This is a genomic window from Kaistia sp. SLG-1, assembly GCF_059699055.1.
On the sequence record NZ_AP048544.1, the window covers coordinates 3,200,301 to 3,218,982 of the forward strand.

At 67.8% G+C, this 18,682-nt stretch carries 13 protein-coding genes and 1 riboswitch; of the genes, 3 read left to right on the forward strand and 10 right to left on the reverse strand.

Going from position 1 to position 18,682, the window contains the following annotated elements:
- Positions 1 to 15: 15 nt before the first annotated feature.
- Together metE and AC6HZP_RS14545 are read right to left on the reverse strand one after the other, a co-directional pair.
- On the reverse strand, positions 16 to 2,370 hold the full coding sequence (metE, locus tag AC6HZP_RS14540) for a 5-methyltetrahydropteroyltriglutamate--homocysteine S-methyltransferase (protein WP_497523437.1): 2,355 nt from the start codon (positions 2,368 to 2,370) through the stop codon (positions 16 to 18).
- A gap of 108 nt (positions 2,371 to 2,478) precedes the next feature.
- Positions 2,479 to 2,699, reverse strand: a riboswitch (cobalamin riboswitch).
- Between the two features lie 70 nt (positions 2,700 to 2,769).
- The gene (locus AC6HZP_RS14545; RefSeq protein WP_497523438.1) at positions 2,770 to 3,120 is read right to left on the reverse strand and encodes an ArsC family reductase; all 351 of its coding nucleotides are present in this window, start codon (positions 3,118 to 3,120) and stop codon (positions 2,770 to 2,772) included.
- Between the two features lie 291 nt (positions 3,121 to 3,411).
- On the opposite strand from AC6HZP_RS14545, the gene AC6HZP_RS14550 reads away from it, so the two are divergent.
- The 3 genes from AC6HZP_RS14550 (at position 3,412) to AC6HZP_RS14560 (ending at position 8,158) form a co-directional block, all read left to right on the forward strand.
- Positions 3,412 to 4,869, forward strand: coding sequence for an efflux transporter outer membrane subunit (locus AC6HZP_RS14550; protein WP_497526806.1), 1,458 nt, complete (start codon positions 3,412 to 3,414; stop codon positions 4,867 to 4,869).
- 93 nt (positions 4,870 to 4,962) lie between these two features.
- On the forward strand, positions 4,963 to 6,180 hold the full coding sequence (locus tag AC6HZP_RS14555; protein WP_497523439.1) for an efflux RND transporter periplasmic adaptor subunit: 1,218 nt from the start codon (positions 4,963 to 4,965) through the stop codon (positions 6,178 to 6,180).
- Between the two features lie 4 nt (positions 6,181 to 6,184).
- Positions 6,185 to 8,158 (forward strand): MacB family efflux pump subunit, encoded by a 1,974-nt coding sequence (locus AC6HZP_RS14560; protein WP_497523440.1) that lies wholly within the window; start codon positions 6,185 to 6,187, stop codon positions 8,156 to 8,158.
- A 16-nt stretch (positions 8,159 to 8,174) separates the two neighbouring features.
- Here the strand turns inward: AC6HZP_RS14560 and AC6HZP_RS14565 are convergent, their stop codons facing one another.
- The 8 genes from AC6HZP_RS14565 to AC6HZP_RS14600 form a co-directional block, all read right to left on the reverse strand.
- Entirely contained in the window at positions 8,175 to 9,377 is a 1,203-nt protein-coding gene (locus AC6HZP_RS14565; RefSeq protein WP_497523441.1) for a glycosyltransferase family 4 protein, read from the reverse strand.
- Positions 9,378 to 9,505: 128 nt separating this feature from the next.
- Complete coding sequence (locus tag AC6HZP_RS14570; RefSeq protein ID WP_497523442.1) at positions 9,506 to 11,752, reverse strand: polysaccharide biosynthesis protein; 2,247 nt, start codon at positions 11,750 to 11,752, stop codon at positions 9,506 to 9,508.
- 224 nt (positions 11,753 to 11,976) lie between these two features.
- Complete coding sequence (locus AC6HZP_RS14575; protein ID WP_497523443.1) at positions 11,977 to 12,894, reverse strand: sulfotransferase family protein; 918 nt, start codon at positions 12,892 to 12,894, stop codon at positions 11,977 to 11,979.
- Entirely contained in the window at positions 12,891 to 14,090 is a 1,200-nt protein-coding gene (locus AC6HZP_RS14580; RefSeq protein WP_497523444.1) for a glycosyltransferase family 4 protein, read from the reverse strand. Before AC6HZP_RS14580 ends, AC6HZP_RS14575 begins: the two co-directional genes overlap by 4 nt.
- Before the next feature lie 169 nt (positions 14,091 to 14,259).
- Positions 14,260 to 15,612, reverse strand: coding sequence for a lipopolysaccharide biosynthesis protein (locus AC6HZP_RS14585; RefSeq protein WP_497526807.1), 1,353 nt, complete (start codon positions 15,610 to 15,612; stop codon positions 14,260 to 14,262).
- Between the two features lie 116 nt (positions 15,613 to 15,728).
- The gene (locus AC6HZP_RS14590; protein ID WP_497523445.1) at positions 15,729 to 16,472 is read right to left on the reverse strand and encodes an HAD family hydrolase; all 744 of its coding nucleotides are present in this window, start codon (positions 16,470 to 16,472) and stop codon (positions 15,729 to 15,731) included.
- 12 nt (positions 16,473 to 16,484) lie between these two features.
- Positions 16,485 to 17,450, reverse strand: coding sequence for an ATP-grasp domain-containing protein (locus tag AC6HZP_RS14595; RefSeq protein WP_497523446.1), 966 nt, complete (start codon positions 17,448 to 17,450; stop codon positions 16,485 to 16,487).
- 6 nt (positions 17,451 to 17,456) lie between these two features.
- A complete protein-coding gene (locus AC6HZP_RS14600; RefSeq protein WP_497523447.1) occupies positions 17,457 to 18,662 on the reverse strand; it encodes a DegT/DnrJ/EryC1/StrS family aminotransferase in 1,206 nt (401 codons plus the stop codon).
- Positions 18,663 to 18,682: the final 20 nt, after the last annotated feature.

Below are 18,682 nucleotides of genomic sequence, written 5' to 3' on the forward strand. Positions count from 1 at the left end.
CAGCTTGAGCCGGCGCTACTCGGCCGCCTCGACGAAGCGCGAGCGCAGCTCCCTCGCCGCCGCGACCATGTTGACGAGCGCCGGGCGCACTTCATCCCACTTGCGGGTCTTGAGGCCGCAGTCGGGATTGACCCAGATCTGCGAGACCGCCAGGCGCTCGGCCGCCTTGTCGAGCAGCTCCGTCATCTCCACCACCGCCGGCACGCGCGGCGAATGGATGTCGTAGACGCCCGGGCCGATATCGTTCGGATAGCGATCGCTGACGAAGGCTTCGAGCAGCTCCATCTTCGAGCGCGACGTCTCGATCGAGATCACGTCGGCATCCATCGCCGCGATGGCGTCGATGATGTCGTTGAACTCCGAGTAGCACATATGGGTGTGGATCTGCGTCGCGTCGCCGACGCCGGAGGCGCAGATCCGGAAGCTCTCAACCGCCCAGTCGAGATAGTGCCCCCATTCGCCGCGCCGCAGCGGCAGGCCCTCGCGCAGAGCCGCCTCATCGATCTGGATCATCCGCGCGCCGGCCTTTTCGAGATCCTGCACCTCGTCCCGGATGGCGAGCGCGATCTGGCGGCAGGCGACGCTGCGCGGAACGTCGTCACGCACGAAGGACCAGTTCAGGATGGTCACCGGGCCGGTGAGCATGCCCTTCATCGGCTTCTCCGTGCAGGACTGGGCATAGCGCCACCACTCGACCGTCATCGGCTCCGGCCGCGACACGTCGCCGAACAGGATCGGCGGCCGGACATAGCGCGAGCCGTAGCTCTGCACCCAGCCGGACTTGGTGAAGGCGAAGCCTGAGAGCTGCTCGCCGAAATACTGCACCATGTCGTTGCGCTCGAACTCGCCATGCACCAGCACGTCGAGCCCAATCTCTTCCTGCCAGCGGATGGCCGCCTCGGTCTCCCGGCGCAGGAAGGCCTCATAGTCTGCCGGGGCCAGCGCTCCCTTGGCATGCGCCGCCCTCGCCTTGCGGACCTCCGGCGTCTGCGGGAACGATCCGATCGTCGTCGTTGGGAAAACCGGCAGGTCGAGCACCGACTGCTGCAGCGCGTGACGCTTGGCGAAGCCGCTTTCCCGCTGCGCCAGTTCGGCGGTCACGGCCGCCGTCCGCGCGGCGACCGCCGCGTCGTGCACCTTGGGCGAGGTGGCGCGGGTCGTGGCCGCCAGCGCCGAGGCGCCGATCGCCTGCGCCACGCTCGCCCGTCCGCCGGCCAGCGCCCGGCCGAGCGTCGCCAGCTCGTCCATCTTCTGGACGGCGAAGGCGAGCCAGCTCTTCAGCTCGGGATCGAGATCGGTTTCCTGCTCCAGGTCGATCGGTACGTGCAGCAGCGAGCAGGACGCCGCGATCTGGACATGATCCAGGCCGCGCCGCGCGACCACCGGCTCGAGCCGATCGAGCAGATCCGCGAGATTGGCGCGCCAGATGTTGCGGCCGTTGATGACGCCGAGCGAAAGGACGAGGCCGCTCGGCGCCTTCGCCAGAACGGCGTCCAGCTGCTCCGGCGCGCGGACGAGATCGACATGCAGACCCGCGACCGGCAGTTCGACGGCGGTGTCGAGATTGTCGCCGAGCGCGCCGAAATAGGTCGCCAGCATCAGCTTCAGCCGGGGCTGCGCATAGGCGAACATGCCATAGGCGACGCGGAGCGCCTGACGGGTCGCGTCATCGAGGTCGAGCACCAGACAGGGCTCGTCGATCTGCACCCAGTCGGCGCCATGGGCGGCCAGGCGGCGCAGGATCTCGACATAGACGGGGAGAAGCGCCGGCAGCACCGTCAGCGGATCGAGGGTCGGATCCTGGCTTTTGCCGAGCTTCAGATAGCTGACCGGCCCGAGCAGGACGGGGCGGGTGTGGTAGCCGAGCGCCTTCGCCTCGAGGAATTCGTCGAGCGGCTTGGTCGAGGCGAGCGTGAAGCGCTGCCCGCTCGTGAACTCTGGCACCATGTAGTGATAGTTGGTGTCGAACCATTTCGTCATTTCGAGCGCCGGAACGCCCGACGCGTCGTGATGATGGTGGCCGGCGCAGGCGGGATCCGGCGCATGGCCCTCACTGCCGCGCGCCATGGCGAAATAGGTGTCGAGCGGCACCTCGCCGCCCTTCCAGCCGTAGATCTCCGGGATGGCGCCGACCATGACGCTGGTGTCGAGGACATGGTCGTAGAGCGAGAAATCGTTCGACGGGATGCTCGTGATCCCGAGCGCGTGCTGGCGCGCCCAATTGGCCGCGCGCAGGCCGGCGGCGCTGGCGAGCAGGTCGTCGGCGCTCGACTGGCCGGACCAGTAGCTTTCGAGCGCGGTCTTGAGCTCGCGGCGCGGACCGATCCGCGGCGTACCGAGCGTGCTGACAGGAAGCGTGAGAGAAGACATCGGCTTAACCCCAAATGTTTGGGGGCAAAGGCCGAGCGGACGCATGCGTGAGTTCCCCTCGGCGACGGGCCGGCGGGCGCAGGCGCACCACCGGGACACCCCGCCCAGGGACGTTATGAGGTCGAGGCAGGTCTCCTGGCTCGCGGGTCTCCGCCCTGGTCCGGCCTTCCCGAAGCCTTGCGGCTTCAGTGGCAGAATTGGACCCGGGCTCGCCGCTCACAGTTGCGGGGGCAGCTCCGGCATTGCCACGCAGAGCGCGACGCACCGGATTCCCTCTTAGCTCCGACGCCGCCAGAGCGGGCCGGAGAACCACGACGCCCCAGTCCTAGGCTCCAGCCCGAGGCCCGTCAAGCGCGATATAAAGATATCCTTATATCAGCATGCGGTCGTGACGGCGTGCTACTGGAACGCCGCCGCATAGACCTCCGGCTTGAAGCCGGCCAGCAGGCGGCCGTCGCCGAGATCGAGGATCGGACGCTTGATCATCGAGGGCTGCGCCTGCATCAGCGCAATCGCCTTCGCCGCGTCGAGGTCCTGCTTGTCGGCGTCGTCGAGCTTGCGGAACGTCGTACCGGCGCGGTTCAGCACGGTTTCCCAGCCCAGCTCGCCGACCCAGCGATCGAGATGCGCCCGGTCGATGCCCTCGGCCTTGTAGTCGTGAAAGGCGTAGGCGATGCCCTTCTCGTCCAGCCACGTCCGGGCCTTCTTCATCGTGTCGCAGTTCTTGATGCCGTAGATCGTCACCGTCACGCCGTCTCACTCCTTGCCTGCCTGGCGACCCGTCCGGAGCGCCATCGATTCCCTTCCCGGATCATAGTGATCTCCGCGAAGCCATCGACCGGAAGTCAGCCTGCTTGCACAAAAGAGCGGTCGCAATCCGTGTGCGGCCATGCGCCCTGCCCGGCCGGCGTTGACCTGTCGTCCGCCCGCCGAATATAGCTAGCCTTCATTATAATTAATATGGATTCACACTTGCTCGCTCAAAGGCTTCCGGTCGCCGGGATCGCCGTCGCGCCGCGCTCCGGACCTTTACAGGGCGGGATCGCCGGCGCGCGCGCAAAACTGCCCCGCCTGGCGCTGCTGGTCGCGCTTGGCGCCGCGCTCGGCGGATGCGTGGTCGTCGGCCCGGACTATGAGAAGCCGTCCCTGAGCCTGCCGGCGAAATGGGGAAGCGCCACCTCGGCGAAGGCCGCGAAGCCGCCGGAGCTCGCGGAGTGGTGGAAGCGCCTCGGCGATCCCATGCTCGACGGGCTGATCGACGAGGCGGTCGCCGGCAATCTCGACGTCGCCAACGCCAAGGCGAAGGTGCGCGAGGCGCGCGCCAGCTACCGCCAGAGCGTCGGAGCGCTCTTCCCCGACGTCAATGGCAGCGGCTCGGCGACGCGGAGCAAGAGCCTCGGCGACGTCTCCAGCCAGTTCCGCGCCGGGCTCGACTCCAGCTGGGAGCTCGATCTCTTCGGCGGCAACAAGCGCGGCGTCGAGGCGGCGCGCTATGGCATGGACGCGGCCGAGGAAGATCTGCGCGCGACGCTCCTGACGCTGATCGGCGACGTCGCCTCCAACTATGTTTCGGCGCGCGGCTACCAGGCGCGCATCGCGCTGGCGAAGCGCACCGCCGCGTCGCAGCGCCAGACGGCGGCGATCACCCGCAACAAGTTCGAGGCGGGCGCCGCCACCGCCGCCGACGCCGCGACGGCCGCCGGCCAGGCGAGCAGCACGGAAGCCGGCATCCCCTCGCTGGAAACAGCCTATGCCCAGACGGTGCACCGCCTCTCCGTGCTGACCGGACGGCCGCCCTCGGCGCTCGCCGAGCGGATGAAGACCGCGAAACCCGTTCCCGCGCCGCGCCTTCCGATCCCGACCGGAATTCCGGCCGATATTCTGACGACGCGGCCCGACGTGCGCCTCGCCGAGGCGCAATATGCGCGCGCCACCGCGCGGATCGGCCAGGCCGAGGCGGCGCGCTATCCGAGCGCGAGCCTCACCGGCAACATTGCCACCAACGGCGTCAAGCTCGGCGATCTCGGCAAGAGCTCGACGATCAGCTGGTCGTTCGGCCCGACGCTTTCCGTCCCGATCTTCAATGGCGGCCAGCTCAAGGCGGCCGTCGACATCGCCGAGGCGCAGCGCGACCAGAGCTTCATCGCCTATCGCGCCAGCGTGCTGGCGGCGCTCGAAGACGTCGAGAACGCCATCGTCGCGCTTGCCCAGGATCGCATCCGGTCCGGCAAGCTGGCCTCGGCCGCCGCATCCTACCGCGAGGCGAACCAGGTCGCCCAGGCGCTGTTCCAGTCGGGATCGTCGAGCTTCCTCGACGTGCTGACGGCGGAGCGCTCGCTCTATTCCGCCTCGGATTCGCTGATCGAGAGCCGCGTCGCCATCGCCACCGACTACATCGCGCTCAACAAGGCGCTCGGCGGTGGTTGGAGCGGCGCGGTCGACAGCTCGAAACCCGAGATCGTCGATACCGGCACGGGCCCGCACCTTGCCCGGCGGTAGTCGCCCCGCCGCCGCCCTTCCTTCCAACGCCGCCTGGCAGCGCGTCGCGCGCGCCGAACGCGTTGCCCTCCAGAGCTTCAGAAAACGGCCCGCATGAACAAGAAACCCCGCCGCCGGTCCCGCCTCCTCCTTCTCGTCATCGCGGTTCTCGTGCTGGCCGGGGCCGGCTACGCCTATCGCGCCAATTTCAGCCGCGCGCAGACCCCGCCGATGATGACGGCGCTCGTCTCGACCGGCACGGTCGAGGAAAGCGTGCTGGCGACCGGCACGCTGAAGCCGTCGAAGCTCGTCGCGGTCGGCGCCCAGGTTTCCGGCCGGGTGACGGCGCTCAAGGTCGAGCTCGGCCAGCAAGTGGCGAAGGGCGCCCTGATCGCGGAGATCGATTCCGTCACGCAGGAAAATGCGCTGCGCACCGCGCAGGCTTCCCTCGCCAACATCCGCGCCCAGCTCGTCGAGAAGCAGGCCTCGCTGCTCCTGGCCGAGCAGACGCTCGCCCGGCAGAAATCCATGCTGGAAAAGAACGCGGTATCGCGGGCGGATTTCGAGACGGCCGACGCCAACGTCAAGACGACGCGCGCCCAGATCGAGGCGCTCGACGCCAGGATCATCGAGGCCGAGGTCGCGGTTTCGACCGCCGAGGCCAATCTCGGCTACACGCAGATCACCGCGCCGATCGACGGCACCGTGCTCGCCATCGTCACCCAGGAAGGCCAGACGGTGAACGCGGCGCAATCCGCCCCGACCATCGTCATCATGGGCCAGCTCGAGGTCATGACGGTCAAGGCAGAGATCTCGGAAGCCGACATCGTCAAGGTGAAGGCCGGCCAGCCGATCTATTTCACCATCCTGAGCGATCCGGAACGCCGCTATGAGACGACGCTCGACGCGATCGAGCCGGCGCCGGAATCGATCCGCAGCGACAGCAGCTTCAGCACCTCCTCGACGGCGGGCAGCTCCGCCTCGAGCTCCGCCGCGATCTACTACAACGGCATCTTCCACGTCCCGAACGATGACGGCCGGCTACGCACCTACATGACGGCGCAGGTGCATATCGTGCTCGGCCGGGCCGAGGACGTCGTGGTCGTCCCCGCGGTCGCGCTCGGGCCCCGCAATGCCGACGGCACCTATACGGTGCGGGTGCTCGAGGGCGACAAGGTCGTCCCCCGCAAGGTCGAGATCGGGCTGAACGACAAGGTCATCGCTGAGGTCCGCTCTGGCCTGAACAAGGGCGACCGGGTCGTCACCGGCGAAGGATCGGACGCGTCGGCGGGCGGCGCGCGCCGCTTCCGCGGCGGGCCGATGGGATTCTGAGCCGATGCATGCCCCTCCGGCCGCTGAGCCCCTGATCCACCTGACCGCGCTCCGCCGCGAGTTCCCCTCCGGCGAGGAGACGATCGCGGTCCTGAAGGATGTCGATCTCTCGATCCGGGCCGGCGAGATGGTGGCGATCGTCGGCGCCTCGGGTTCCGGCAAGTCGACGCTGATGAACATCCTCGGCTGCCTCGACCGGCCGTCCTCCGGCAGCTACCGCATCTCCGGCCGCGAGACGTCCTCGCTGCAGCCGGACGAGCTGGCGGCGCTCCGCCGCGAGCATTTCGGCTTCATCTTCCAGCGCTATCACCTGCTGGCGGAGCTGACCGCGCTCGGCAATGTCGAGATCCCGGCCGTCTATGCCGGCCAGACGCCGCACGACCGCCAGGTAAGAGCCGCCGCGCTGCTGGGCCGCCTCGGCATGGCCGACCGCACAGACCATCGGCCGGGCCAGCTCTCGGGCGGCCAGCAGCAGCGCGTCTCGATCGCGCGCGCCCTGATGAACGGCGCCAACGTCATCCTCGCCGACGAGCCGACCGGCGCGCTCGACAAGCATAGCGGCGAGGAAGTGCTCCGCATCCTCGAAGAGCTGCATGCCGAGGGCAAGACCGTCATCATCGTCACGCACGACATGGCGGTGGCGGCGCGCGCCGAGCGGATCATCGAGATCAGCGACGGCGTCATCGTCTCCGATACGCGCAAGGCCAAAGACGACGCGCCGGCGCGCCGCGAAACCAGCCAGCCGGCCGACCGCAAGCGTCGCGGCTTCGGCGCCATCCTCGACCGCGCCGGCGAAGCGCTGCGCATGGCGCTGCTATCGATGCGCGCGCACAAGCTGCGCACTTTCCTGACGATGCTCGGCATCATCATCGGCATCGCCTCGGTAGTCAGCGTCGTCGCGCTCGGCGAGGGTTCCCGGCAGAAGGTGCTCGAAAACATCTCCGGCCTCGGCACCAACACGCTGGAGATCTTCGCCGGCAAGGATTTCGGCGACATGCGATCGGGCAAGATCACGACGCTGGTCGTCGCGGATGCGACCGAGCTCTCCAAGCAGCCTTATGTCGCCGCCGTGACGCCGACGGTGTCGACCTCGAGCAGCGTCCGCTTCGGGTCGACAGAGGCAAGCGCGCTCGTCAACGGCGTCAGCGAGCAGTATTTCGCCGCCAAGGGCACGACGCTCGCCGCCGGACAGTTCTTCGACGCCGGCAGCGTCCGCTCGATGGCGCAGGACGTCGTCATCGACGAGAACACGCGCAAGGCGCTGTTTTCGGAATTTGACGGCAGCCCCGTCGGGCAGGTCATCCTGATCGGCCAGGTGCCGGCCCGGATCGTCGGCGTCGCCAAGCCACAGCAGGGCGGCTTCGGTTCCAGCCAGAACCTGTCGCTGTTCCTGCCCTACACCACCGTGCAGGCCCGCTTCCTCGGCAGTACGTCGCTGCGCAGCATCACGGTGCGGGTCAGCGACGATGTCGCGATGGACCTCGCCGAGAAGGCGGTCACCACCTTCCTGACCCAGCGCCACGGCACCAAGGACTTCTTCATCCTCAACACCGACGACATCCGCCAGACGATTACCGCCACCACCCAGACGCTCACTTTGCTGATCGCCTCGATCGCCGTCATCTCGCTGATCGTCGGCGGCATCGGCGTCATGAACATCATGCTGGTCTCGGTATCCGAACGCGTCTCGGAGATCGGCGTGCGCATGGCCGTCGGCGCCCGGCAGGGCGACATCCTGCAGCAATTCCTGATCGAGGCCGTCCTCGTCTGCCTGATCGGCGGACTGGTCGGCATCGGCACGGCGCTCGGCTTCGGCGTGCTCTTCGGCGCGCTCAGTTCCAACTTCAGCCTGATCTATTCCACCACCTCGATCGTCGTCGCCTTCTTCTGCTCCAGCCTGATCGGGGTCGTGTTCGGCTATCTGCCGGCGCGCAACGCCTCGCAGCTCGATCCGGTCGTCGCGCTTTCGAAGGGTTGAGCGAGGGAACCGCCGGTCAGATCCGGAGCGGCGCCGGGGCGAACAGGCCGGCGCCTATCTCGCGATAGACCCGCTGCGCCGACTGCACCGAATAGCCGGCGGCGATATCGGCGGCGGCCGTCTGCCCGAGCCGGCGCCGGCGCGCCTCGTCGCCTGCGAGCTGCCGGACGGCTTCCGAAAGCGCCTCGGGCCGACCGATGGGAACATGCACGGCGTTGACGTCGTCGGTGGAATAGTCGTTCAGCCCACCGACCACGGTGGTGATCATCGGCAGGCCGACCATCATCGCCTCGGCCGCGACGAGGCAGAACCCCTCCTCCTCGCTGGTCTGCAGGAAGATGTCGTGCTGGAGCGCATCGCGCCACCATCGATCGACGAAGCCGGCGAGGCAGAGCCGCTCGGCGACATTGGCCGCCTCGGCCCTGGCGAGGATCGCCGCCCCGGCCGGGCCGGTGCCGAAGATGGTGCAGCGCGCGTCGATGCCGCGTGCCTTGAGCTCGGCCAGCGCGTCGATGGCGACATCGAAGCGCTTGCGCCGGATCAACCGCCCGGCCATCACCAACTGGACGACTCCATCGATCCGATAGTCGCGCTTCACCGGCGTAGAGGAGGCGATGAAGAGGGGCACGACCTTCTCGCGACGCGGGCGAGGCCAGGGATAGTGGCTGCGCGTCCGGCAGAGTGTCGTCGGGCAATCGGCCCAGACCTCGTCGACCCGAAACGACAGCGCCCGCAGGACGAAGCGATAGAGATGGACGGATGGCTGGCGTTCCAGCCGGGCGATATGCTCGAAGGCGACGCAGCGGACCCGGCGGTTGAACATCAGCACCGACCGGCCGACGATATTGGCCTGCTTCAGCGACAGGATGACAACCTTCGGCCGGACCCGGCGGATCAACCGGGTGAGCTCGACCACGCCGCGCAGCATCCCCGCCAGGGTGAGCCGGGCTCCGGGCGTGACTTCGACCAACCTCGCCTCGCCGACGAGATCGACGATCCGCTGGCGCAACACGCCATCGCCGCGGCTGAAGACGAAGACGATCAGGTTGCAGTCGCGCAGGAATCCGTTTTCCAGGAGGGTCGCGAGACCATGCTCCGCCCCGCCCCGGGACAGCGTGTTGATGACGTAGATGACGGATCGCGATGCATCCGGAGCTTCGGCCGGATCGTCTCGACTGGGTTCTGTCGCTGCCGCGACGGGGAAACGATCCCGAAACATGGCCTAACCGCGAAGGATGCAGGTCAAAGGATCAGTCCCCCAGTATAGCAGCCTTTCCGGACCCGACCATCCGTCGCCCCCGGGTCGCAAGCGACCGCGACGTCTTCATCCTCACACGCAGGATGCGATCATCGAACCACGGCTCGCGCGGCGCCAAGGGCGTCGGCCAGCGCCGCGATTTCCGGCGGGATCTCGACGAGATCGGGATGCGGGGCGACGCTCCCCGCAGGCACCGGCGCCAACTCGGCCGCCGCGCCGGGCGGATCCTTCTCGGCGTGGAAGTTCGGCAGGATGCCGCGAATGATCCCGAACAGGCCCTCGCAATCGCCGTGCTCGGCGCAATGGCGCAATCTCCCGAAGGCATGGCGGAGCACGGGCAGCGGCACCGGCGTCGGCACGGCGCCGAGAACGCCGGGCACGGGTGGCGTCACCCGCCGCTCGGCTTCGTCGAAAAGCTCCTCGAACAGCTTCTCGCCCGGCCGGCATCCGACGATCTGGATCTTGACGTCCTGGTCGGGCGTGTAGCCGGCGAGACGGATCATGCGGCGGGCGATGTCGACGATCTTGATCGGCTCCCCCATGTCGAGCACGAAGATTTCGCCCTGCCCGAGCTTCTTCTCCAGCCCGTAGGCGGAAGCCTGCAAGGTCAGTTCAACCGCCTCGCGTATCGTCATGAAGAAGCGCTTCATTTCCGGATGCGTGACCGTGAGCGGGCCGCCGCGCGCCAGCTGGTTCTTGAAGAGCGGGATCAGCGATCCGCTCGAGCCCAGCACATTGCCGAAGCGCACGGTCATGAAGCGCGGCGAGCCCTCTTCCCGCATGCCCTCGAGATCGAGTGCCTGGCAGAACAGCTCCGCCAGCCGCTTGGTCGCGCCCATGACGCTGGTCGAGTTCACGACCTTGTCGGTGGAGACCTGCACCATGCCGAGCGCGCCCCAGCGCTTGGCCGCCTGCGCCACATTCATCGTCCCGCAGACATTGGTGAGCGCGCCCTCGCAGGGATTGAGTTCCACCATGGGAACATGCTTCAGCGCCGCCGCATGGAACACCAGCTCGGGACGGTGACGTCCGAACAGCTCGTTCACGCGGGCCGGATCGCGGACGTCGCAGAGATGGGCCGCGCGCGGCAGGTTCGGGAAGCGTTCGGCCAGTTCCAGATCGATCGAGTAGAGATTGAACTCGCAGCTGTCGACGACGAAGAGCCGCGAAGGGCCGAGCGCCGCGACCTGTCGCGTCAGCTCGCTGCCGATCGATCCGCCCGCCCCGGTCACCAGCACGCTTCGTCCGTAGATGAAGCGGCGCATGGCTTCCGTATCCAGCGCGATCTGCGGCCGCTCCAGCAGGTCCGTCAGCTCGATCGGCCTGAGCTCGAATTCGTTCGTGAGGCGCGGATTGCGCAGCTCCGTCACCGGATTGAGGCGCGATACCGCCAGGCCCCGGCGATCCGCCCGCTCGATCAGCTTTTCGGCGGCGGCCGCATCGAGCGAGGAGAGCGGCGCCGTGAAGATCAAATGCCGGGGGCGCTGGCCACGGGTTTCGAGGTCGGCCAGCACCGCCTCGAAATCCTCCATCGTGCCGAGAACAGGCACCCCGCGCAGCATCGTGCCGTCCTCGGCCGACGCGCTGTCGAGGAAACCGACGGGGAGATAGGAGGAGGTGCGATCGCGCTGCAGGGCGCGGAGATAGAGATCCGCCTCGTCGCCGGCGCCGACCAGCAGGACGGGAACCTGGGCATCGGAGGCGAGGACGGCGCCGCTGCGGAACGACGGCAGCAGGCTCTTCAGGTCCTGCTGGCGGAAGCAGAGCCGCGTCGCGGCCAGAAACGACACCAGCGTCATGACCTCGATGGCGATCGTCGAGCGCGGCACGAAGGCAAGGCGCGAATAGAAGAACAGGCAGGCCATCAGGATCAGCGAGGCGATAAACGTCGCGCGGACGAGGATCAGATAGTCGAGGATGGAGGCATATTTCCAATTGCGCTTGTAGAGGCCGGCGACGGGAAAGGTGACGATGCAGATCACGCCGAAGGCGATGGTCATGAAGGCGAGCGCCTTCACCTGCTCCGGCGTGGCGATGACCTCGGAGGGCCCAAGCCGAAGCACCACCGCCAGGACGAGGGCGAGCCCCGCGAGGGCGAGATCGATGACATAGAGGCGCTTGTTACGGAGGACGGATTTGACGATGGTGGCGGCCCGCGAGCGGACACGCCGATAGGCGAGGTTTTCCTTCAGGCGGTTGAAGCGTCCCGCGACGACGTCGCGGATCCGATCCGGTCGGGCCAATGCACCGACTTCGCCATCGAGATTGGCTGCGCCATTGGCTGCGCCGATTAGGTTTGGAGGCAGGTCTCTAACGGCCCGCTTGTCCTCCACCATGATGAACCCCTCAAGCAATACTCGTGCAGTCACTTAGAAAATGACGCAAACAACACCAGCGCCGCCAAATCACTTTGAAGGCGAAGATCAGCCAGATACTTGCTCAATGTTGAAGGCGATATATAATCGCGCCCAGCCACGCCGCGCCGAATACTATTCGGAATCGACAAGCCATCTTCAGATATGCGTCACGGCTTGTATAGGCGAGGAAACATAAGACAGCGTCAGGTAAACCCTGCCGTGGATTCGGTTTTTACGAAGTCACTTTGGCGTGGTTCGACCGAGGCGTTTCGCTGCGATCCAGCCAGAGACCCCGTGCCGCCGCGCAGCCAGTCCGACAGGTCGCGGCCGATCAGGCGGCCGAGCGCGTCGACGTCGGGCGCATAGTAATCGACGAGGCGCTCGCGCAAATCGTCGGGCAACGGGCTGTAGACGATCTCCGCGGCCAAGGCGGAGTGCATGCGACGGAACAGCGGCGACTTGCGGAACGGCGCCACCATCGGCTTCACCGGACCCAGAAGACGGCGAAGCGCCGGGCTCAGCATCGGCGTCGTCTTGTCCTTCACCTTGCGCTGGACGAATTGCGCCGTCGCGTCGACGGGAAGGCCGAGGAAGGCCCGGACGGTCGCGAGTTGTTCTTCCGGCTGCGTCCGGATCGTCTCGTAGAAGGTGACGAGAAGCTGCTCGGCCGGAAACAGGTCGTAGTAGACCGCGAGCTGACGGCCATAGAACCCGGCGCTCAGGAGGCGGGTATCCTGCGGCCGGCGCGGATCGAGATAGCGCGCCACGTCGCGGCCGACCTCGCCGCGCCGGTACATCATGCAATAATCCGAATAGGCGCGCTCGACCGGGGAGCGCAGCTGGGCAACCAGCCTCGCCCAGGGCAGCAATTGCGCGATGCGTTCGGCGGCGGTCCTTTCCTCAAGATAGGAGTTGGACTTTTCGCCGATCCGATTGGGCGCCGCCGCGCCGCGGAACTGGTCGAGATACCACGCCTCCCCGCGACTGAACTCACGGCTGAAATAGTGCAGCTCCGGATCCGGCATGAAGACGGTGGGGTCGGCCTGCAGCGATCGCTGCAGCCAGGTGGTGGCGCTCTTGGTGGCCCCGATGATGAGGAAATCGATGTCCTGCAATTTCATGGGATCGTTCTCCGGACAGCACCTGGCGACGTCTCGGGGGCCCGCCGGCACAGCGCCTGATAGATCGCCGTCAGCCGGGCAACATGCGTCTCGACATTGTAGGTCGCGTGCGCCCGGGCGCGGGCCGTCTCGACGATCCGGCGCCGATGGTCGGGATCGGTGAGCAGGCGGAAGATCGGCTCGACGAAGGCCTCCGGCTGCTCCAGCGGGACGAGGATGCCGTTGACGTCGTGCTCGATCGCTTCCGGATTGCCGCCGTCCCGCGTCGCGACGACCGGCGTTCCCAGGAACATCGCCTCGATCAGCGTCCGGCCGAACGGCTCGCGCACGGCGGGCACCAACAATATGTCCATCGCCTGCATCCACGGCTCGACCGGCTGCCGATAGCCCATCAGGCGGATGCGTCCTTCGATGCCCAGCGCGCTCGCGCGTCCCAATACCGCCTCGCCGAGGCGAGGCGCTTCCCGGCCGGGCACGCCGAAGAGCAGCCCCATGACGGGAATTTCCGGATGGCGGTCGACGAAGGCCGCGACGGCATCGACGAAGCCGAGCGGCCGCTTGCGGTCGATCAGGAGCCCGAAATAGCCGAGGAAGGCCGTGTCGGCGGGGCAGCCGAGCTCGGCGATGAGCCTGGCCCGCGCGCCGGCCCGGTCTCCGGCATCCGCCGGCGGGTCGAAGGGGCTGTGCACGACCGAGAGCTTGTGGCCGACGCCGCGCACCGGACGCTCCGGCCGCGAGAAATGCGAGACGGTCACGATGTGGCCGGCCAGGAGCGGCGCCAGCCAGTTCGCGCCGCGCGCATCGGGATCACCGCGATGATGCCAGAGCTGGCGAGCGCCGGCGAGCCGCGCCGGCAAGGCCCAGATGGCGTGGCATCGCCCGTCATTGGTATGGACGATGGCGACGCCATGCTGCCGCAGGAAGCGCGTCAGGACGCCGAGCGCACCCAGCGCGGGACCGAGAGCCCGCAGCCCTCGCCCGCTGGCTCCCGGCCGCGCGCGCAACGGGGCTTCGACGAAGGGAATGCCGCGCTGCTTCAGATAGGCGGCTACCGGACCGTCCGCGACATGCAGCACGACGATCGGCCGAACCAGGCTCGGATTCAGCGCCTCGATTAGCCGGATCGCGGAGATGTGGCTACCGCCGACCTCGTCGCCGATGAACGGAAAGCAGACGACGATGGGATCCGCGCGCATCCAACCCTTCCATGACGCCTGAAGGCCGTCGCTCGCATGGGAATTCGGCCATGCGGGTTGCATCTCGGTACCGGCTTCGGCCCGAGGCCGGATTGAGCCACGACGACAGGCGCTTGGCAGGTCAGGAAAATCATCCCAGCCAGCCGGCCGCCGCGCCGAGCGAGTGTCCTCACGCGGGCCTGGCCGTCACGGTCCCGTTCGGCGCGCCGGAGCTGTCGTCGACCGCCGCGATCGTCGGATGCAGCGCCTCCCTCGCAAGAGCCGATCGGTAGACGGCGATCAGCCCTGTCAGCATGACGGTCGCCATGACGACATGGGCGATGTTCGCCCCCATGGCGCCGATCAGCGGGATCACGGAAAAGGCCGTGATCTGGAAGGCGATCGCAGCCACGAAGACGATCTTCAGCACTGCCGGCTGCCGTCCCATCGAGAGCAGCGCGGTACGCACCGCGCCGCCGCTCAGCAGCATGGCGACGGCGACCATCTGCACCATCGCCAGCGGCGCCGCGGCGGCGAATTGCGGTCCCGCCGTCCAATAGAGAAGCGGCCGGATGCCGAGGAAAGTCAGCGCCACCAGTATCAGGCCGAAGACGATCAGCAGGATTTCCATCTGCAGGACCGTGCTGCGGAACTCGCCGAGCGCGCGCCTGGCCCAGAGCCGCGCCACGTCGGGATAGAGCACAGCCTGCACCTGAACGCCGAGCTGCAGCACCAGCCGCCCCATGCGCTTGGCGACATGGTAGAGACCGGCGGCGGTCGGATCGGCGAGCATGCCGACGATCAGCGTATCCAGCTCGTTGGCGCTCGAGCGCACCGTCAGTTCGACATTGCTGCCGACCGTGAAGGACACGAGCCCCTTGAAGCGCGTGGTCACACCGCGCAGCGGCGCCCGCAAGAGATCGCCGACGCCCTGCCGGCGCAGTTCGACAAAGGCCAGGAACAGCAGCGAAAGGGCGCCGACGATCTGCGTGACCGTCCAGACGATGACGAAGAAGAGCAGGTCCGCGCCCATCGCGAGGCCGATTGTGCAGAGAGCCAGCCGGACGAGACCGCCGACCAGCGTTCCGTAGGCGACGAGCCGGAAGCGCCCCGCCAGCCGGATCACGGCGGTCGGAAGGCCGTTGATCTGGAAGAGCAGCACCGTCGAATAGATCAGGACCTGCTTCAGCGCCGCGTCGCCGATGCCCAGCAACGGCCCGAACAGCAGCGCCAGCCCGATTGACACCAGATAGGCCATGGTCGCCGCCGACATGTCGACGAGAAGGCCGAATTTGAGCAGCGACCGATAGTCGTCGCGATGCTCGGGGCCCTGCAGCTCCGCGCCATACTTGATCAGCGGCTGCCAGGACTGGAACGAGACCAGCCGCTCGACCGCCCGCGTATAGCTGTAGGTCAGCGCGAGGATACCGTAGTCGGTGGGGCCGAGGGCGCGCGCGGTGACGACGAAGGCCAGCATGCCGATCAGCGAGCCGAACAGGTTCCCGGTCAGCAGATGGCCGATGTTGAACAGGCGCGTGCGCAGCGCTCCCTTCACTTCCAGGAATTGCCGGGTGCGACGTCCAAGCTTTCGAACAATGACCGCCGATGTCACGGAGTGTTCCTCGAGCTGAAGGCGCGGAAGCCTTTCAAGACAGCGAGCTACGAAACAGCTATTCGGCCGGAGGTATCAGTCGGGAAAGTCCTTACGGCCCCGCCGGCAGCCCCCAGCAGGCCTTCCAGGCAGGCGTCCAGTTCGTCGAGGCTGGCGATGCGGCCATGCGCTTCATGCGCAGGATCCGGCGCCTCGACCCGATGGACCCGCTCCGGACGCTCGATCTGCACGGTCCACCAGCCGCGCGCGCGGGGCGTGACGAAGTCCTTCAGCGGATTGTCAGCGACATAGGCGAGCGGCAGGCCCGGTGGCGCCCAGGCCTCGACCCTCTCGAAGCCGAGCGGATGCGGCTTGCCCCGCCCCGGCCCCAGCGTATCGGTGCAGACGATCCAGCCGAGCACGGCTTCAAGGCCGAGCGCCCTCACCTTGGCCTGCTGCGTCGCCGCCGGGCCGTCGGTGATCAGGGCCATGGGAACGCAGCCGTCGCGCGCTGCGAGATAGCGGGCAGCGTCGGGCGCGAGGTCGATTTTCGGATCATGCGACCGGTAGATCTCCACCAGTTGCTCCAGCAGGGCCGGATCGGGGCCGAGGCCCAACCGAACGAGGGCCTCGTCGAACACGCGCCCCCTCACCTCAGCCTCGAAGAGATCGACGCAGACCTCGCCAAGTCCCGGCACGCCGACCTGCCGAAAAAGCCACTCGCCGGCCGCCGCAAAACCGCTGCGGGCAAAATCCCGCTCCAGATAGAGCGTGTCGTCGAGATCGAAGACGATCAGCACCGGTGTCGGCATCGCCGTTTCCCTTCAGCCCTCGAAGATCGCGGCGTCGTATCGCAGCATCAGCACCCCGGCGCGCCAGTCGTCATGCGCGGTCGAGGGCAGCGCGGCGACCTCCTCGAGCAGCCAGCGCGCATATTCGGCGCCCGCGTGGTGGGCGAGCGGATAGCCGCCGCCGAAGCGGGCGTTGATTTCGAACACGCGCGGCCCCGTCGCCGCGTCGAGAATGACCTGGAAGCAGAGCACGCCCCGCGCTTCGGGCAGGGCCCGCGCCACGCCCTCGGCGAGCTCGCGGAAGATAGGATCGCGCTCGGTCCGGCCCTTCTCGACCTCGCCCGCGCGCACCCGCAATCGCCGATGCGCGACCGCGCTGCGCAGGACGCCGCCCTGATCGACGAACATGTTGACCGTGAATTCCGGTCCGACCAGGAACTGTTGCAGCACCATGGGTTCGTCGACGGCCTCCGGCAGTTCCGCCGGCCCCTCGACGATCCGGATGCCGCGGCTTGCGCTGCCGGCCGACGGCTTCAGGAAGGCCGGCCAGCCTAAGGGCCCGTCCATGAGGTGGCCGTTTCCGAACGGGCGGGTCCATGGCACCGGCACGCCGGCCTGCTCCAGAACCTCGGCCGTGCGGAGCTTGTCGCGCGCCACCTCGATGACGCAGGAGGGGCTGACATGGACGCGCGCGCCGAGCGCCGCGAACCGGTCGATCGCCGCCGCGAGCGGCGCCAGTTCGGGATCGATCGTCGGCACCACCAGATCGACGCCATGCTCGCGCACGATGTCGATCAAGACGTCGACGAAGGCCGGATCGCCATAGGCGGGCACGGCGAAGGCGCGGTCGGCCGCGTTGCAGGCAGCGCTCAGGCCCGGCTCCAGATCGCAGGCCAGAACCTCCAGCGAGACGCCCATCGAGGCCGCCGATTGGCGGAAGCAATCGATCAGGCCGACGCGCCGGCCGGCGGAGGAGATCAGGAGGGTGAGATGCTTCATGTCGCCCTATTCCGCCGCCTCGTGCCGCATGTTCGGCTCTGTCGCAGATGACGTATCCGTCGCGCGCCGCATCACCTCCGTCACGACATCGGCCGCCCGTCGCATCGCCGCCGCGTCCTGGCAGGGATCGACCAGAAAGGCGAGGCTGGTCTCGCCGAGCGCCGCCGCCACGGGAAGCGGCGCGTCCGGGCCGAAGCCCGCGTCGACGAAGGCCTTTTCCCGGTACACCTCCGGACAGCTTCCGGAGAAGCAGGCGACGCCCTCGGCGGTGACGGCTGCCAGAATGCGGTCGCGGCTCCAGCCGGACCTCAGCCGCTCCGGCCGGACGAAGGTGTAGAAGCGATACCAGGCGTGGCGCAGATCCTCGGGCGGCACGGGCGTCCGCAGCCCCGGAAGGTCGGCGAAGGCCTGCATCAGGATGACGGCGTTCTCCGTCCGCTGCGCATGCCAGGCGGGCAACCGCGTCAATTGCCGCAATCCGATCGTCGCCTGGATTTCCGTCATCCGGTAGTTGGACCCGAAGCTCTCATGCAGCCAGCGGAAGCCGGGCGGCGGCGCCGGCTGGAAGACCGTGGCGTGGCTCTTGCCGTGATCCTTCCGGCTCCAGGCCCGCTCCCAGAGCCGCTCGTCGTCCATAGCCAGCAAGCCGCCCTCGCCGCCCGTGGTGATGATCTTGTCCTGGCAGAAGGAAAAGGCCGAGATGTCGCCGAAGCTGCCGACCGGCCTGCCGGCGATCTCGGCGCCATGCGCCTGCGCGCAATCCTCGATCACGATGAGGCCGCGCTCCGCGGCGAGGCGCAGAATAGCCGGCATGTCGGCGGGCCAGCCGCTGAGATGCACGACGATCACGGCGCGGCTCTTCGGTGTCAGCACCGCCGCGATGGTTTCGGCCGTGATCGCCTGGCTGTCCGGATCGATATCGGCGAACACCGGAACGCCGCCCGCCATCGGCACGCAGGCGGCCGAAGCGACGAAGCTGCGCGGCGTGACGATCACCTCGTCGCCCGGCTCGAGCCCGATGGCATAGAGCGCGACGTCGAGCGCGACCGTGCCGTTCGCCAGCGCGATCGCGTGGCGCCTTCCGATCTTCCGGGCATATTCCGCCTCGAACTCCCCGACCTTGCTGCCGGTCCAGGCATTGACCTTGCCCGAACGCAGCACGGCGACGACATCCTCGATCTGCTCTTCGTCAAATTGCGGCCAACGATTCACGACGACCTCCTTCGATGACC

Bases quoted from the DNA above. Each gene is read 5' to 3' on its own strand.
- metE (WP_497523437.1), bottom strand. From the start codon at position 2,370: ATGTCTTCTCTCACGCTTCCTGTCAGCACGCTCGGTACGCCGCGGATC.
- AC6HZP_RS14555 (WP_497523439.1), top strand. From the start codon at position 4,963: ATGAACAAGAAACCCCGCCGCCGGTCCCGCCTCCTCCTTCTCGTCATC.
- AC6HZP_RS14560 (WP_497523440.1), top strand. From the start codon at position 6,185: ATGCATGCCCCTCCGGCCGCTGAGCCCCTGATCCACCTGACCGCGCTC.
- AC6HZP_RS14565 (WP_497523441.1), bottom strand. From the start codon at position 9,377: ATGTTTCGGGATCGTTTCCCCGTCGCGGCAGCGACAGAACCCAGTCGA.
- AC6HZP_RS14570 (WP_497523442.1), bottom strand. From the start codon at position 11,752: ATGGTGGAGGACAAGCGGGCCGTTAGAGACCTGCCTCCAAACCTAATC.
- AC6HZP_RS14575 (WP_497523443.1), bottom strand. From the start codon at position 12,894: ATGAAATTGCAGGACATCGATTTCCTCATCATCGGGGCCACCAAGAGC.
- AC6HZP_RS14580 (WP_497523444.1), bottom strand. From the start codon at position 14,090: ATGCGCGCGGATCCCATCGTCGTCTGCTTTCCGTTCATCGGCGACGAG.
- AC6HZP_RS14590 (WP_497523445.1), bottom strand. From the start codon at position 16,472: ATGCCGACACCGGTGCTGATCGTCTTCGATCTCGACGACACGCTCTAT.
- AC6HZP_RS14595 (WP_497523446.1), bottom strand. From the start codon at position 17,450: ATGAAGCATCTCACCCTCCTGATCTCCTCCGCCGGCCGGCGCGTCGGC.